This is a genomic window from Rubripirellula obstinata (assembly GCF_001642955.1).
GTDB classification, from domain to species: Bacteria; Planctomycetota; Planctomycetia; order Pirellulales; family Pirellulaceae; genus Rubripirellula; species Rubripirellula obstinata.
In genome coordinates, this window is sequence record NZ_LWSK01000020.1 from 33,369 (window position 1) to 51,094 (window position 17,726).

8 protein-coding genes are annotated in these 17,726 nt (G+C 53.7%); 5 read left to right on the forward strand and 3 right to left on the reverse strand.

Features of this window, described 5'->3' with window-relative positions; all coding sequences use genetic code 11:
• Positions 1 to 17: 17 nt before the first annotated feature.
• From RC85_RS08060 to RC85_RS08070, 3 genes are all read left to right on the forward strand, one after another.
• Entirely contained in the window at positions 18 to 2,813 is a 2,796-nt protein-coding gene (locus RC85_RS08060; RefSeq protein WP_068260921.1) for a family 78 glycoside hydrolase catalytic domain, read from the forward strand.
• Between the two features lie 122 nt (positions 2,814 to 2,935).
• The gene (locus tag RC85_RS08065) at positions 2,936 to 5,956 is read left to right on the forward strand and encodes a glycoside hydrolase family 78 protein (protein WP_149752756.1); all 3,021 of its coding nucleotides are present in this window, start codon (positions 2,936 to 2,938) and stop codon (positions 5,954 to 5,956) included.
• A 50-nt stretch (positions 5,957 to 6,006) separates the two neighbouring features.
• On the forward strand, positions 6,007 to 9,099 hold the full coding sequence (locus tag RC85_RS08070; protein WP_162273187.1) for a hypothetical protein: 3,093 nt from the start codon (positions 6,007 to 6,009) through the stop codon (positions 9,097 to 9,099).
• Positions 9,100 to 9,828: 729 nt separating this feature from the next.
• On the opposite strand, the gene RC85_RS08075 is transcribed toward RC85_RS08070, so the two are convergent.
• A complete protein-coding gene (locus RC85_RS08075; protein WP_068260924.1) occupies positions 9,829 to 10,554 on the reverse strand; it encodes a hypothetical protein in 726 nt (241 codons plus the stop codon).
• Positions 10,555 to 11,648: 1,094 nt separating this feature from the next.
• Between RC85_RS08075 and RC85_RS08080 the strand changes: the two genes are divergently transcribed.
• Positions 11,649 to 13,184, forward strand: a complete 1,536-nt coding sequence (locus tag RC85_RS08080; RefSeq protein WP_068260925.1) for a mercuric reductase — start codon at positions 11,649 to 11,651, stop codon at positions 13,182 to 13,184.
• Positions 13,185 to 13,352: 168 nt separating this feature from the next.
• The gene (locus RC85_RS08085; RefSeq protein WP_068260928.1) at positions 13,353 to 14,576 is read left to right on the forward strand and encodes a zinc-dependent alcohol dehydrogenase; all 1,224 of its coding nucleotides are present in this window, start codon (positions 13,353 to 13,355) and stop codon (positions 14,574 to 14,576) included.
• A gap of 2 nt (positions 14,577 to 14,578) precedes the next feature.
• Here the strand turns inward: RC85_RS08085 and RC85_RS28205 are convergent, their stop codons facing one another.
• Together RC85_RS28205 and RC85_RS08095 are read right to left on the reverse strand one after the other, a co-directional pair.
• Positions 14,579 to 16,069 carry a hypothetical protein gene (locus RC85_RS28205; RefSeq protein WP_200836760.1) on the reverse strand — a complete coding sequence of 497 codons (1,491 nt, stop codon included), beginning with the start codon at positions 16,067 to 16,069 and terminating at the stop codon, positions 14,579 to 14,581.
• The gene (locus RC85_RS08095) at positions 16,066 to 17,538 is read right to left on the reverse strand and encodes a BNR repeat-containing protein (RefSeq protein ID WP_084422472.1); all 1,473 of its coding nucleotides are present in this window, start codon (positions 17,536 to 17,538) and stop codon (positions 16,066 to 16,068) included. Before RC85_RS08095 ends, RC85_RS28205 begins: the two co-directional genes overlap by 4 nt.
• Positions 17,539 to 17,726: the final 188 nt, after the last annotated feature.

Sequence of the window (17,726 nt, forward strand, 5' to 3'; positions counted from 1 at the left end):
ACTGACGCAATGACAACATGATCCAACCACACCAAGCCTTCCACGTTCTTCTGCTGTGCATCATCACAGCGAGTCTGTCGCAGCCCGCCCAATCGCAGCCCCCCCAATTCCAAGCATCGCAGTGGATCGGCTACACCCAGGACGACCGACCCGAACAATGGTCCCGCCGTGGCGTCACGTTCAATCGTCCACCCGCTGATATTTCGTCGTGGAAACCCACCGCTAAAGAACTGCGTTCGACACCGCGGAAATCATTCCCATCGCCACGGCTGCGAAAAACGTTTGACATCACCAAACAAGTCCAATCCGCCGAGGCGATGATCAGCGGCGTCGGACTGTATGAGTTGTACCTCAACGGCGAAAAGGTCGGCGACGAAGTTCTCGCTCCGGCACAAACGTCCTACGACGAACGAGTCTTCTACAACACGTTCGACGTGACCGCGCAAATCAAGTCCGGAAAAAACGCCGTCGGCGTCATGCTGGGCAACGGCTTCTATGGCCAGAACATCGCCTTTGCACCCAACCTCAGCTACGGTGCGCCGCGAGCCCTGGTGACGATCCGAAGCACCTACAACGACGGCAGCCAATCGACGGTCCATTCTGATGAAACTTGGCGAGCCAGCACCGGACCGATCCTGTTCGACAACGTTTACCTTGGTGAAACGTTTGATGCCCGTGAAGTGACGCCAGGGTGGTCGACCGCGAATTTTGACGCCGCCGACTGGTCATCCGCACAGATCATGGACGCACCCACCGACCGGCTCGAAAGGCAAGGCATCGAACCGATGCGGAAAGTTCGTCGTGTGACGCCGGTCGCGGTGATGCCGGCCGAAGAAGGTTGGATCATCGACATGGGCGAGAACATGACCGGATGGTTGCAAATCGCAGTGCAAGAAACCGCGGGCACGATCGTCACGATGCGATTCGCCGAACACTTGATGCCCGACGGGAAAAATATCGACACCGCATCGACCGGCATCCACGCCACCGGCGGCGAACAAATGGACGTGTATATCTGCCGAGGCGATGGCAAAGAAACCTGGGAGCCGCGTTTCACCTATCACGGGTTCCGTTACGTCCAAGTCACCGGTGTGACCTCCAAACCGGATGTCGATCAGTGGGCCGGTTGGTGGGTGCGAACTGACGTGGATCGAATCGGATCGTTCGAGTGCTCGGACGAATTGATCAACACGTTTTACGAAGTGTCGATCCGCACGATTGAAGGCAACCTGCAAGGCTTGTTGAGCGATTGCCCGCACCGCGAACGTTGTGCGTGGATGGGAGACATTCATGCCGTTGGCGAAGCAGCATCGTATAACTTTGACCTGCGAAAATTTTGGCCCAAGGTCTCCGCTGATATCGAAACGATGTTGGGCAAAGGGGGCGGCAACGAGCGTGCCGGATTGCCCAACGATCCACGTGCGCCGTGCAACATCGCGGTCGGCAAACGCGATTGCGGCCAAGCCCGTCCCGACTGGGGCGCGGCAACGGTCTTGGTGCCGTGGTATGGCTATCTGCACTACGGCGATGTCGAGATGGTCAAAGAAGCGTGGCCAATGATGCAGGGCTGGCTGGCTTACCTGGATGATTTCGCCGTCAAGGACGGCATCATCAATGACGGCTTCGGCGATTGGTGTCCTCCCGGGTCCAACACAAAAAAGGACACTCCATCCGCGTTGACTTCGACGGCACTTTATTACCAATCGTTGGTGGCCATGCAACAAATGGCGACGGCGATTGGCAAGACCGCCGAATCGAAACAATACGCTCAGCAAGCCGCCGTCATCAAAGAAGCGTTCAACAAAACGTTTTACAAAGTCACCGATGTTCCCGTCAGTTCGGAACTGAATGACGCATCGATCAAGATCACCAAAGCGTTATACGGTGCTCCGTCAAAGCAGATGGATATATCACGATTGATCCAAGATATCGTGGACTCGGGAAAACGTCGTTTCAACATCAACAACCCGCTGGTCGGAAAAGATCCCGCACCAGGATTAAAGAAAACGTTGACACTAGAATACGAAGTCAACGGTAAGCCGCAAAAGCAAACCGTTCCCGAAAGATCCGACGTCTACTTCTTACGCAAATCCGTTGCCGGTTATGGATCACAAACCGGAAGCGCCGTCGCGTTGTTTTCAGGACTCGTCCCCGACGGCGAACAACAAGCCGTCGTCGATGGTTTGGCCGACATGATCATGAAGAAATCGGGCGGCCATTACACCACCGGCATCTTCGGGCATCGTCCGCTCTACACGTTGCTGAACGATTATGGCCACGGCGATGTGACACGTCATTTGTGGCGGATCACCGATTGGCCAAGCCTCGGCTTCATGACCGAAAAGCACGATCTGACCACTTGGCCGGAAGTGCCGTTCGATTGGCAAGCTGGCCGACGTTACTTGCGAAATTCATTCAACCATCCGATGCACAGCGGCTTTGCCGCCGCGTTCCACGAAAGCATCGGTGGTATCCGGCCCGATCCAGAAAACCCCGGCTTCAAAACCATTTTACTACGGCCAACGTTTTTGCCCGATTTACAATGGGCCAAAGCCTCCCTCCGATCACCGCAAGGCTTGATCGTCAGCGATTGGAAACGCGACAACGAAACACTCACTTGGGAAGTGACCATCCCGGACGGCTGCGACGGCAACGTCGATCTATCCGGCGGAAATTTCTCACAAGTAACCGTTAACGGAAAACCGGTCGCCCCGAACACCTTTGAACTGAATTCGGGCCAGTGGACCGTTGAACTGAAAAATGACGTAGTGGATCTTGTTAAAGATCCCAGCACTGATTCGCCCCAAAATTGACGTAGTGGATCTTGCTAAAGATCCCAGCACTCGAGGATCTTTAACAAGATCCACTACAAATGCCGCTCGCCTTGGGTGACAAGCATCACGAACAACATCAACGACTTCTTTTGAATCAAAATATGACTCTTCAACCAACCTTTCCCGCGCTCGCCAAGCTGCTGATCAGCTTTGCGATCGGACTCGTTTTCTCGCAATCGTCGATCGCCTCGACGCCACTGAGTCCCATCGATCTGCGATGTGAATACCACACCGATCCGGTTGGCATCGATGCCTCGCAACCGCGGCTGAGTTGGCGACTGACGACCGACGGTCAACCGGAACCAGAACAACGTGGGTTGAAACAGTCTGCGTATCGCGTTCTGGTTGCCAGTTCGCTCGAAGACCTCTCACGCGGCCGCGGCGACCTGTGGGACAGCGGCCGGGTGGATACCGATCGCACGATCCAACAAGGCTACCAAGGATCCGAACTTCAATCGCGGCAACAATGTTTCTGGAAGGTCATGTTCTGGGATCACGACGATCAAGCGTCGGCGTGGAGTAATCCAGCGCGGTGGTCGATGGGACTACTGGAACCGTCGGATTGGAAATCACAGTGGATCGGTTACGACAAAATCCCGGATCCAACGATTCAGCAAAACTCCAAAGTCGTGGTGACCAAGGCAATCTTTGGCGTCCTACGCAACAAAGATCTATGTGCCGACGTCACCGACAAAATCAACCAGCTCATCGCCGATGGAAAGTACAGTTTCAAGGTCTCCAACGATCTTGCCGACAAAGACCCGGCGTTCGGACGAAAAAAACGATTGTCGTTGGAATACACGCTCGACGGAAACTTGATCAAACGAACGCTCAATGAGAACACCGAGTTCGCGTTCCTGAGCACGGCCCAGCCGAAATTGCTCAAGCGTCGATACTTGGCATCGCCGCACTTGCGAAAAGATTTCTCAATCGACGCCGCCGTCAAACGCGCCGTGGTCTACGTCACGGCCCAAGGCGTGGTCGAAATGCGGTTGAACGGACAACGCATCGGTGACGAATTCCTGGCACCGGGATGGACCGATTATCGCAAACGAATCTACTACCGTGCCTATGACGTTTCGGATCTTCTGCAATCCGGCAAAAACACGATCGGTGGCATTTTGGGCGACGGTTGGTTCCGTGGCAACATCAGCATCAAAGGACAAAACCAGTACGGCGACAAACTTCGCCTCCGCACACAGCTTCACATCGATTATGCCGACGGCCGGTCCGAAACGATCGCTTCGGATCCATCGTGGAAGGCTTCCTTTGGCCCCATTTTGCAATCGGACATGCACGCGGGCGAAACCTTTGACGCGCGTTTGGAAATGCCAGGCTGGGACCAACCCGGTTTCAATGATCGCCAGTGGGAATCGGTCGACACCGGATCGGAAATCGATTCGCTGCTTCAATCCTATCCCGGCGATCCGATTCGCCGCACCGGTGAATTGGCCGTCACCAAGATCACGCAGCCGCACACCGGGTTGCATGTGTTTGATCTGGGTCAAAACTTTTCCGGTTGGGTGCGTTTGAAAATCAGCGGCCGATCGGGTGACAAGATCACGATGCGGTTTGGCGAAATGCTCAATCCCGACGGTTCCGTTTTCATGGACAACCTCCGTTCGGCTCGCGCGACCGACACCTACATCTTGAAAGGTGGCGGCGAAGAGGTCTGGGAACCTCATTTCACGTTCCACGGTTTTCGGTACGTCGAAGTCGAGGGACTGCCAGGCAAACCGCCGGCCGACACGATCACGGGAGTCGTCATTCATACCGACGCGCCGATGACGAGTTCGTTTGAGTGTTCTGATCCGATGTTGAATCGTTTGCACCAGAACATTCTGTGGGGCCAACGTTCCAACTATTTGGAAGTGCCAACGGATTGCCCGCAGCGTGACGAGCGTTTGGGTTGGACCGGTGACACGCAAGTGTTCATTCGATCGGGAACCTATCACCAAGACGTCGCCGCGTTCTTTACCAAGTGGATGGTCGATTTGGCCGATTCGCGAAACCCGGCCGGCATCTACGGCAACCAAGCACCGGTCTTCCACGGCTGGGGCAGTCCCGGTTGGTCCGACGCGGGCGTGATTTGTCCATGGACAATCTATCAAGCCTACGGCGACAAGCGAATTTTAGAAACGCACTACGACGAGATGAAATGTTACATCGAAGCGTGCGGTCGCAACGGGATGGGTGGACTGGGCAATGGCTTTGGGGATTGGTTATCGATCGGCGCGGCCACACCCAAAAACTTGATCTCGGTCGCCTACTACGCCTACAGCACACAATTGATGGCGAAGATTGCAACCACGCTCGGCAAGCCCGATGACGCGAAGCAGTTCGAGTCGCTCTTTGAACAATTGCGAGAACACTTCCAAAAGACCTTTGTCGACAACGATGGCAAGATCAAAGGTCACACGCAAACCGGTTACTGCATGGCGCTGACCTACGATTTGCTCACCGACAAACAACGCAGGCAGGCCGCTGACCATTTGGTCGAACGTATCGAATCGAAGAACCATCATTTGTCAGTCGGCTTTTTGGGTGTGTCGATTTTGCTGCCGACGTTGACCGAGATTGGCCGCAGTGACTTGGCATATCAACTGATTCAAAACAAAACCTATCCGTCATGGGGCTACTCGGTCGAGCAAGGTGCGACAACGATTTGGGAACGTTGGAACAGTTGGACCAAGGGCGAAGGATTCAACGCCGGCGCGATGAATTCATTCAACCACTATGCCTACGGTGCGTGCAGCGAGTGGATGTTCGCCAGCATGTTGGGGATCGACATGGCCAGTCCGGGTTACCAGACCATCCAAATGAAACCCGAAATCGGCCACGGCGTGACCTGGGCCAAAGGGCATTACGATTCGATCCACGGCCGGATCGCCAGCGATTGGAAAAACGATTCTGGCACGTTCCGATGGAAAGTCACCGTGCCACCCAACACAACCGCAATGATCTCCTTGCCCACCGCAAAGATCGAAAACGTCACCGAATCCGGGCGGCCCGTCAAAGGTGTTCCCGGCATTCAATCCCATACGGTTGAGAACGACCGTGTCATGATCCAAGTCGGTTCGGGGACCTATCAATTCTCGGTGGTCGGACCTTGGTCAAAGTGACAAGCGAAATGAAAGGAAATGATCAACGACATCTCGAAATCTTGACCAACATGAACTTCCTTCGATTGATTGTTGTCGGCGTCCTTTGTTTCGCCGCAAACGAGCTGCAGGCTTACCAGGTCTGGACGAGCACCTGCAAAACCCCGGCCACCGTTCTGAACGAACTCGGGGCTTGGGATCGCACGGCCGCCCTGCTGCAAGGGCTGAACACGAACTTTGCAACCGAGGGATATTATCCGGGCCACCAACCCGGCGGCGAATTGTGGCCAAAGATCGTCGGTCAATTTCCGGTCGCCAAACAAAACTGCTTCCAGCCCTTCACGCGAAACCTATGGGACAACCGATGGGGGCCGGAAGGGCGTGGACTGACGCTCGATGATGCGATGCCTCAGTATTTGCAACGATCCAAGGATTGGGGTTTCAACTATCGCTACATCATGCTGTACGACGTGCGGATCGGCGGCCGAGGCCAACCGATCTATTACTGGGAACAGGATGATGTCACGGAGGTTCGCAAGTGGCTCGACAACAACGGTTACGAACATGTCGGGTTGATGTGGAATGCACGTCAATTCAGCAAGCGGGACCGAGAGTTTTCGGCCAACCCGGGCATCGCTTCGGTGTTGCTTGAAGCCCACTTTAGCCACTGGGAAACCAACGTCGGCGACCGCCGGGCGCTGTTGCAGTGGCTGACCTCGGATCCGTCCGTGTCCAGCAAAGACATCGTGTTTCAATTGCATGGGCTTGGGAAACGAGACATTGATGAGTACTCGGGGATACGTCGATTCGTGCGGTCCATCTCCGCCGAGATCCTCGGGTCCACGGAGTTCGTGCGCAGTGATCGCTGTATCCTTTTGCCGATGACGTACCCCGCCTTTACCAAATACTGGGCGTTCCTCCCCGAGCACACGCCCGCCGGCGACGAGTACGGCAGAAGCATGACGGGATTGTTGCTGTCGTTGATCGAGCAAGAAGATCGTTTTACCGGCACGGCGCGGGGCGGCTTGATCAGCGCCGGCGACTGCTCGAGCTACCAGCGGACGACCGGCCTGCGGGACGCCAAGGCAAACGGTTCTCTGGGCAAATGCCCAGCGGTGCTCGGAGACAAAAATATCTGGCGAACCGGCAAACATTGGCTCAGCACCGCGGGTCTGGCGAAGTCGTCCACGCTGAAATTCCACGGAGACACGTTGGTCGTTCAGTCGGGCGGCGTCTTGGCACAAGGTTCGGATTCGGCGACGTTTTTGATGAACAACCTTGTGCTCGATGGCGGTCGAATCTCACACCATCTCAGCGGATCGACGACCATTGACTTGCAGAACAAAACGTTCCATCTGAATTCAGGGAGCGTGATTTCGGGCGGACAAAAGTCCAATCAAGATCTCCGCATTCGCAATGCGAACTTGGTCGGAGACGGCACGATCCAGATCGCCGCCCGAGCAGCGGGCCAGTCGAAAGTCGAGTTCGATTCGACGGTCAATACCAATGGCTTTCGAGGCACGTTCGCGGTGCGGTCAAACGGCATCCTCGACCTGCCGCCTGTTTCGCTCGCTTCGTTTGGGCTGAACCTGTCCGGCAGCGGTCGGTATCGCCTTGACGATGAAATCTCTGTCGCCTCCCTGGTCATCAATGGTGCCGAGTCTCCGGCTGGCACGTATGCGTACCGAGACTTTGCACGGCAGCATCAAACGCACCTGATCGATGATGGCGGGCGGATTCATGTTCGTTCCGACCGCCGCGCGATCCAACCGGGCAAACTGGTTGCCAATTCCAACTGGGCGTGGTCGCTTCCGTCGTATCAGGATCAAGACGACCACGTTTGGGGCGTCGATCACAATCGATTGGGCGTGTCATCGCGTCCGCTTGCGGCTGATCCGTTTGAAGGACGCGAGTTGGTGGTTCAGTCCGACGGAGAAATTTCGTCCGATGTTGCCAATGCGATTCTTAATACTAGGAACTTGACGCTTGACGGTGGAACGATCTCCAACCGAAAGGTCGCCTGGTTCCGAGTCGACCTGCGCGGGCATGAGTTCAAGTTGAATGGAGGCCAATTGTTCGCCGATTCGGGAGGCCATCCGAGTGACTTGATCTTCACGCAAGGTCGACTCACCGGCAGCGGTAACGTGGAGATTGCCGGTTCCCATCCCAACCCTTCGGCAAAGGTCGTGTTTGAAAGTTCGATCGACACGGCTGGATTCTCGGGAACGTTTTCGGTCACCGATCACGCGGTCCTGTCCTTGCCGACCGTGACCAACGCCAGCTTCGCTTTGGAATTGATCGGAAGCGGCAAATTGCAATTCGACTCAACCGTCATGGTTCAAAAGTTGGTCATCGGCGGTCAATCGCTTGCACCCGGAGTGTACTACTACGACGACTTCACGGCTGATCAACGTGCGTCGCTGATTGGTGACAACGGATGCTTGGTGGTCGCTGGGGGAAAATCCACCCATGCGTTTGGCGATGGGGATCTGGACAGTACCGAAACGTGGGGTGGAAAAACGCCACGTCCTACGCGTGATCGGCAGCGATGGCGATCCCTGAGTTTCCGGCTCACCACGGGAGGCGGCGGCCATGCCAAACGCGCGTTTCATGGACAAACGCTGCAGGTGGATCGGGGCGGTGAGATGAGTCCCTCGGCGGGAGGACAGGTTTTGCAAATGAACAATCTGGTCATGGACGGAGGATCGATTACGAACTCGAGAGTAGCGACCTTCACGATCGACCTGAGTGGAAACGAAATGGAACTCAACGCCGGTCGGTTGATTGCCGGCGCAACGAAACCGGGTCGCCATTTGAGTTTTCAAAACGGTGTGCTCGGTGGTTCGGGCACGATTGGGGTGCGCGCCCTCGGCCCGCTCAGCTCAGAAGTTCAGTTTCAAGAGACCATCAAAACCAACCGATTCACCGGAGTCTTCGAGGTGACCGATCATGGACAACTGTCATTGCCACCGATCGTTCAAGCCTCCTTTGGCGTCAGACTTTCCGGGACCGGCAAATACAAGAACGAAAACAACGTCGCGCTAAAATCGCTAGTGATTGACGGTGCTAAGATCCCAGCGGGTGTTTATACCTACAACGACTTCACGCCAAAGCAGCAGCAGTTCCTAGTCTCAAGCAAGGGTGTCATTTCCGTGACGCGGTAGCGGTTTGTGACAGCGATGTTTTGGGTAGTGGTCGAACTAAGACGGAACCAACAAAAGTAACCCGACGCGTGAGTTTTGAAGTTGCACGTTTTAGCCACGTGTCAAACAAATGGGTCAAACCTTTTTGTTTTGCGGTGGGTTCCCCATCAAAGAGGTTTGACCCATTGGTTTTCTCCCCGGCCTCGTAGCATGGCCCCCTGGGCCGTGGCAACACAAAACTCGGCCCAGGGGGCCAAGCTACTTCGTGCCTCCGTCGTTCTTGGAAGAAGGCAAATGGGGCAAACCTCACTGTTTCGTGTCGATCAAAAACTAGGTATGACCATTTGTTTTCTCATCGGCCTCGTAGCATGGCCCCCTGGGCCGTGGCAACACAAAACTCGGCCCAGGGGGCCAAGCTACTTTGTGCCTCCGTCGTTCTTGGAAGAAGGCAAATGGGGCAAACCTCTCTGTTTCGTGCCGATCAAAAACTAGGTATGACCCATTTGTTTTCTCCCCGGGCCCGTAGCATGGCCCCCTGGGCCGTGGTGACACAAAACTCGGCCCAGGGGGCCAAGCTACTTCGTGAAACAAATGGGTCAAACCTCTTTGTTTTGCGGTGGGTTACCCATCGTGAATCAATTTGGTCAAACCTCATTTTTGATCGGCACGAAACAAAGAACTTTGACCCAATTGATCTTTTCTACGCCCGCTCAAAATCGATTCGAGAGGAAGTGTTCAATCGTTTGATATTCAACGCCGCGGAGAGGTACCCACCCAAAGCATCGCGCCTTGGGTAGCCCCGGCGGAACTTGTGTCGGTCTCACTCATGGCTCGGAAATCTAAAAGAGCCAAAAACGATCGGTCTTTGGACAATCTTACTTGATCGGTCACGCCGCCGACTGCAACCCAGTCACTGGTACTAGGCCACTTGTTGTTGGCATCATTGATCCTGCCACTTCCAGTCGATCCGTCCTCAGCTTTGCCACTTTCGCGGACGTTCAAACGATACGTCCATTCGCTGTTCTTTTGCTCAATCGAAAGTGTCACGATGTACTCGCCAGGCGGTTGCCCCATGCCGATACCATTTCGATGCGTTCTAGCAATGGTGTTAATACTCGGTGGGTTGGATCGATGGAGCGAATCACGGTCGTCCGGAAGCGAATTGATTTGGCAAGCAAAATAGTAGTCCGAACCTTTGGGCAGATACACACGATAACTCCATTGCAACGCTGCCGATGAGGGAACTTTGACCGCGTGGATTTGTGCTGGATCGGTGATCGTTAACATTCCGATCTCTTGCCTCATCGCAGCAACTTCATTCTCCAACGCCCGAAGTTCGCCCTTCATTGCAGAAATGACACGTTCGTGTCTTTGCGTCAATTCGACCCTCTCCAAATGGGAAAACCGTAGGGCTAACAACGCCGCCGCAGCGGTGATGACTAGCAAAAGATTCAGAATCGAAAACTTCATGTTCATTATTGATTGTTGCGTGTTTCAAATTTCTACGACGCGATATTTCGAGCGTGAACAATGTTGATCGCGCCGCAACAGTTTAGTCCCCGTGGCCTTCCTTGTCTGGAAACTGGCCTTGGAGTAACTACTCGGATGGGGATAGGTTGCGGAATTCACGGACGTGAACTAGACGGGTCAAACCTCTTTGTTTTGCGGTGGGTTCCCCATCAAAGAGGTATGACCCATTTGTTTTCTCATCGGCCTCGTAGCATGGCCCCCTGGGCCGTGGCAACACAAAACTCGGCCCAGGGGGCCAAGCTACTTCGTGCCTCCGTCGTTCTTGGAAGAAGGCAAATGGGGCAAACCTCTCTGTTTCGTGCCGATCAAAAACTAGGTATGACCCATTTGTTTTCTCATCGGCCTCGTAGCATGGCCCCCTGGGCCGTGGCGACACAAAACTCGGCCCAGGGGGCCAAGCTACTTTGTGCCTCCGTCGTTCTTGGAAGAAGGCAAATGGGGCAAACCTCTCTGTTTCGTGCTGATTAAGAAAGAGGTTTGATCTATTTGTTTTCTCATCGGCCCCGTAGCATGGCCCCCTGGGCCGTGGCGACACAAAACTCGGCCCAGGGGGCCAAGCTACTTTGTGCCTCCGTCGTTCTCGGTAGAAGGCAAATGGGGCAAACCTCTCTGTTTCGTGCCGATCAAAAACTAGGTATGACCCATTTGTTTTCTCATCGGCCTCGTAGCATGGCCCCCTGGGCCGTGGCAACACAAAACTCGGCCCAGGGGGCCAAGCTACTTCGTGCCTCCGTCGTTCTCGGTAGAAGGCAAATGGGGCAAACCTCTCTGTTTCGTGCCGATCAAAAACGAGGTTTGACCCATTTGTTTTCTTCAGCAACCAGGATACCGTCGCTTTTCGAAGTGAAAGTACTCATTCTGTCGGGCAATGTCTTTGCTTGCCCATTGAACCATTGCTTGCGTTTCATGGAATGAAGATGCTCGCTTTTTTGGTAAGACTTGGTGGCTGAATCGCATCTGCGAAACTGCAAAGCATAAACTCACATGATTTCAGCAAGTTACCAGCAACGCCTCCAATCAATCTCCTGTCCGAAGCCATCATGATCGCAACTGACCACATCAATGAATCGCCTGAACTGCAGCCATTCGATGAGCACAACCAAACGCTGGCCGACAATGTTCATCCACAGACTTGGGTCAACCCTACACCATCAGGCCGCTACAACTTGGTCGTCATTGGGGCTGGAACGGCGGGCCTGGTGACTGCCGCGGGAGCTGCGGGCTTGGGTGCGAAGGTCGCGCTGATCGAACGCAATTTGATGGGTGGTGATTGTCTAAACGTTGGGTGTGTTCCTTCCAAAGCGATCATCAGTGCGGCTCGCGTTGCGGCGTCGGTCAAAAATGGCGACACGTTTGGCGTCAATGTCGATGGCTTTCAAGTTGACTTCGGCAAAGTAATGGAGCGAATGCGTTCGCTTCGCGCCGGTATCAGTCACCACGATTCGGCGAAGCGGTTTCAGGAATTGGGCGTCGATGTGTTCATCGGCAGCGGCAACTTTACGTCTTCAGGAACCGTCGAAGTCGGCGGCCAGACGCTGGAATTCAAACGAGCGGTGATCGCAACCGGCGCTCGTGCAGCAAACTTGCCAATCCCCGGCTTGGAAGACGTCAACGCGCTGACCAACGAGACAATCTTTTCACTCACCGAATTGCCGGCAAGATTGACCGTGATCGGTGGTGGTCCCATCGGCAGCGAGATGGCTCAGTCGTTCGCACGTTTCGGAAGCCAAGTCACGCAAATTGAAAAAACAGAACACATCCTGGCTCGTGAGGACGCCGATGCTGCCAAAGTCGTGCAGGCGTCGATGGAGCGTGATGGCGTCAACTTTTTAACCTCAGCCAATGTCAAACGCTTCGAGATGCGTGGCAGCGACAAGGTCACGATCTATGAAATCGACGGCGTCGAAAAGGAAGTTGCCAGCGACGAGATCTTGATCGGCATCGGGCGAACGCCCAACGTCGATGGGATGGGACTAGAAAAGGTGGGTGTCAAGTTCGACAAGCGAACCGGTATCGAAGTCAACGATAAGATGCAAACTGCCAACCCGATGATCTATGCAGCAGGCGATGTGGCATCCAAATTTAAGTTCACGCATGCGGCCGATTTTCTGGCGCGTATCGTGATCGGAAACACATTGTTCAAGGGACGATCCAAGGCGAGCAACTTGGTGATTCCCTGGGCAACGTACACGTCGCCTGAACTCGCACACGTCGGCATGTCAACATCGGACGCCGCCGAAGCGGGCATCGAGATCGACACGTTCACTCAGCAACTGTCGGGGGTGGATCGTGCAATTTTGGAAGGCCAAACCGAAGGCTTTGCTCGGGTCCACGTCAAGAAAGGCACCGACCAAATTGTTGGCGCGACCATCGTCGCTGAAAATGCAGGCGACATGATCAGCGAATTCACCTTAGCGATGACCAATGGGATCGGGTTGAAGAAGATTGGTTCGACGATCCACCCGTATCCCACCCAAGCGGAAGTGATTCGTAAGCTGGGCGATCAATTTAACAAGACTCGTCTGACACCGATGGTCAGCAAGCTGTTCAAGAAATGGCTCGCTTGGACAAGGTGAGTTTGTCTTGCCTTGGCGGGCGGCATGAACCGGGATGTCAATCAACTCTGGTAAAGTTTGGTGATTTTGCTCGGTCCGATGTCCACGACAAATTATTCTCGGGTTGTAGATAATCAAACTGTAAGCGAATGAATTTTCAACCAGCACTGATGCGAGAAAATTGGTTTCATGGATTTCGACAACGAACAAGTCAATCAGATCGTAAGCAACGTCCTCAGGAAAGTGAATCGAGGGCCAAGCGACACGAATGAATCGCCAGATGAGACAATACCAGGCGGACAGAAATCAGGACGTGCCGCCGTGTTGAAGGCACCCCGTCAACTTGAGATTGTCGAGTTTCCGTTGCGCCAAATTGGTCCGGATGAAATTTTGGTTAAGGTTGAAGCCTGCGGAGTGTGTGGTACCGATATTCACTGCTACAAATCAGATCCGTTTGGCTTAGCGCCCGTGGTGTTGGGGCACGAAGGCACGGGGGAAGTGATTGAAGTTGGCCGGAACGTGCAAATGGATAGCGTCGGAAAGCCCGTTCGCGTTGGCGACAAGATTGTGACCAGTATTCTGGAGACTTCGGATAGCTGTATGATCGCAAAGTACAATCCGCTGAAGTCAAATCTGTGCGACGACTTGCGGGTTTACGGATTGTTGCCTGACGAACCACAGAATCACTTCAACGGGTATTTTGGCGAGTACTTGATTATCCGTCCCGAATCGTCGGTGTTTGTAGTCAATGAAATGAGCGTTGACTTGCGATGCCTGATCGAACCCGCAGCAGTCGTCTGTCACGCACTTGAACGCGCCAAGAACTCCGGTGCAACGTTGAATTTTCGTACCCGTGTTGTGGTCCAAGGCTGCGGCCCGATTGGGTTGTTGATGATTGCGGTGCTAAGGACTTATGGCATCAACAACATCATTGCGATCGATGGCAATGAAGGTCGATTGGCGATGGCACAGTCGCTTGGTGCGGATGAGCTAATCAACTACCGTGACTATGCCGGTATCGATGAAATGGCGGCCAAGGTTGAAAGTCTGACCAAGGGACTTGGTGCCCACTTCGGATTCCAAGTCACCGGTGTCCCGATCGCGTTTTCGAACCTGTTTAAGTGCATTCGGCGCGGAGGTGGAATTTGCGAAGTCGGGCATTTTGTCGATGGCGGAGAGTGCGCGATCAATCCTCACAAAGACATTTGCCGCAAAGAGATTACGGTAACCGGCAGTTGGGTTTACAACAGTTTCGAGTACCCCAACGCCTATCACTTCTTGCAGAGAGCTGAACGCATTGGTTTACCAGTTGCCTCGCTAATCACCCACAAGTTTCCGCTCGATCGGATTCAAGAAGCGTTTGAAGTGAACCTTCGTCAAGAAGGCGTGAAAGTTGTGGTTGAAATAACCTGATCTCATTTCCAAAGCAACATTGCTTTGATCTCCGCGGGCGTTGAGAATGCATTTCCGCCCTTGTTGGCACCGGTGATCCACCAGTAAAGCATTCCTGCGTCGGAACAATCAAATTTGTTGTTCTGGAATTTGACAACGCCATCTCGTTCGGCGTATTGAAGCTGTTTCCAGATCCATTTGATGTTGGAATCACGTTGGCGTTTGGCCCAATCCCAATAGTTGATTGCCGTTTGCAAGCCAGCGTTCTGGTCACCGATTTGGTGTTCCGTGACCCCGAAATCCAAGATCTGTTTCCAAGTGAAAAAATCACCGCTGTCATCATTGGCCGGGTGATGCGAAACCACGTGTACGTGCCGATGTTTTGCCGGCGCTGCAGCCTGCAACGCGAAACCAATGATGTCGGGTTCGCCCGCTTCGATGATCCAAAGCGGATTGTCCTTGGACGATGCGTCGATCGCATCACGCAGGTCGTTCACGGCCGCCTCTTGCTGGGTTCTGCAATTAAAAATGCTTTTCAGATTGTTGAAAGGTCCGAACTTTGTGACTCCGTCTTCGCAGAGTCGTTGCAGCACTTTTTGGCGTCGTCGTTCATCTGATTTGGAAATGCGATTGACCGGTTTTAGATCGCATGAATGCGAAAGGTGAACCAAGCGATCATTCAAACCGGATGCCTTCAACAGGCCAAACATCACAGCGGTAGCGCCGATGTCGTCAGGGTCGGGTGAATTCCCGTCAGCGACGACAGCTAATCGACCGACTGGCGGATCGATCAATTCAGAAATTTTGGTCGAACTGGATTCATCCGCAGTCGCAGCGCCGCTGGATAAGGTTTCCGAAACTGCAAGATCTTGCGCGTCTTTTGCGGTCACGGATTGGTGGCGAAAGACGATTCGGTCCAGCTTGAAACCCTTTGAGCGACCAGAAACCACTAGCGTATAAAGATTGCCAGTATTGAAACGATAGATGGCGACTCTTTTGTTGCTGTGTCCACCGGGATCAAGTTGGTTGCCTGAGGCCCAAACAAATTCTTTGTCCTTGCCACCAAAAAACTTGGTGTCTTTTTTCAGCAGCGGTAGCGGTGCGTGATCGCCATGCTTGTCGCCGGAATTTGGCCCCGAGTCAAAGTTGCCTTGAACTCGGACAAAACAATCATTGGCGACGTCTTTTCGTGTTTCGCCATCGATGACTTGCGTTTCGCGAGCGCAATGCAGGTGCAAGGAATACAAACCGGGTTTGTTGATTTTGAATGTGTATTGAAGCGGCGAATTGGGCCGACCAGTCAGGTATTCGTTGCCGGTGAAATTCAGATACCCTTTGCCGGCATGACCCTGAATCGAGTTTTCTCTTCGCCAGCTACCAAGTCGTGAAGGAGTGTTTTCGGCTTCGAACACCACCAACCCGTTTTGTTCTTGATAAACCGGGTTTGCCAAAGAGTTACCGACGCAGCCAATCATGACAGCAGCGATCATCAGTAATCGGGTTGAAGGGTTCATTGCGCAGTTTCCGTTAGTCGATAATCAATAACGTGTAAGGACGATGGGAATCCGTTGAGCGGTTCATTGAGGTTGGTTTCCAAGAGCCTAGCGGGTGCAGTTTGGCTGTAAATCGAAAGCACTTTTTCCGCCTCCCATCGTTGTAAATCAACCAACGCGTCGCCGATGGTTGACTCGCGTTTGCTGAGCTTAACGTTGCTCCAATCCCAACCTGTGCTGTCAACGCGTGGTGATCCCTTCGCGATCAATAGCTGATCATTGTCAGTGTAAACGAGGACAAATGATCGATCTTTCGTTCCCACCAACTTTGGTCGATCTCCGGCGAACGGCAGCACTTCTTTTTGCCAGGTTCCATCGCTGCTTCGCCAGTAATGATGGTAACGTTTTTCCCAGGTCCCCTGGGGTTTTCCTGGCAGATGATGTCGCAGCAAAACGTGAATGCTGCCGTCCTGGTAAGCGTAATGCGTGTTCTGGTTCGTCAGTCCGAAATTGATCGGGATCGGTGCGACAACCAAACCGGGACTGTTTAGGTGAATGAATTTCTTACCAGTTTCTGCGATCTGTTTTCCGTTTGAATTGTGCCACGTGCGTCCGTCGTCGTCGCTGTAAGCGTAACAAAGATCGTGCTGGTTTTTCGGATTCGTTTTCTCGAATCGGTCCCGCCAAATCCAGGAAGCATGCAATCGGTTTCCCGCGTAAGAAACTGAATCAACGTAGGGGCAACGGTACAGGCTGGTTTCGCCATCGACCGAGTAGGTGCCGATGTCACGAGAAATAAACTTCCCAAGTCCTGGCGTCCAGTCATGCGTGTCGCCATCGTATTCTTCAATGATGCCGTCACCGTTGCCCGAGGTGACCGCTCGATAGTAGAGCATCAGATTGCCGTTTGGCGCTGGGACAAACCTTGGGTAGGTCACTGAATCATCAGGAGTGACTGAGCCGAGTGTATGAGAAACGCCGCCAAAAAGTTCGGCGGTCCAAGCGACGGAATCTGGATCGTGGGCGACTCCCAATTTTGAAACACGGTAATTCAATGGTGTTGCGTGATGGTCGAACGCCATGTGAATCGTGCCGTCTTTGTCGCAAATGCCTAGCACTGTCGCATTGTGTGAATCATTCGTCTTGAACTTGTGGTCCTGGAATCGAATAATTTCCCAATCGCTACTTGGCAGCTTTCTGCGACCAATGCAAACACGCCGCTGTGCATCGTAGTAGGTGACGTATTGATAGCCGCGGTAGGTGGTTAGTGGCGTCTGTTGATGAGTTCGCCCGTTGACCGCAGTCGAAAAACGTGCTGCGGGACCGAACGCAAAAGTCAGAGCTTGTTGATCAACGGTTGTCTTATCGATCAGTTCAATCTGATCTGTTTGCACCGGACGCTGGTCAGAACCTTCGACGGCTAATCCTTGGAATGGGGCCATGACGGCCAGTGCAAGTAAAGTCCATCGCAAGGTAGATAGAAACGGCATGGCGACTCTTAATGTTAGGGAGATTGTCTTTGATCTATTTTATTCGCAAACAGAACATCAGTTCTAGGTATGACCGGTCGCAGATTAAGAAATGTGTTATACAACCTCGGCGGTTGCCGGCGACTTGCCCGTAGCTGATCCCGCCAAGGTTCAGTCGAGCTTGATCGGATCGTGGACTGAACCCTGGC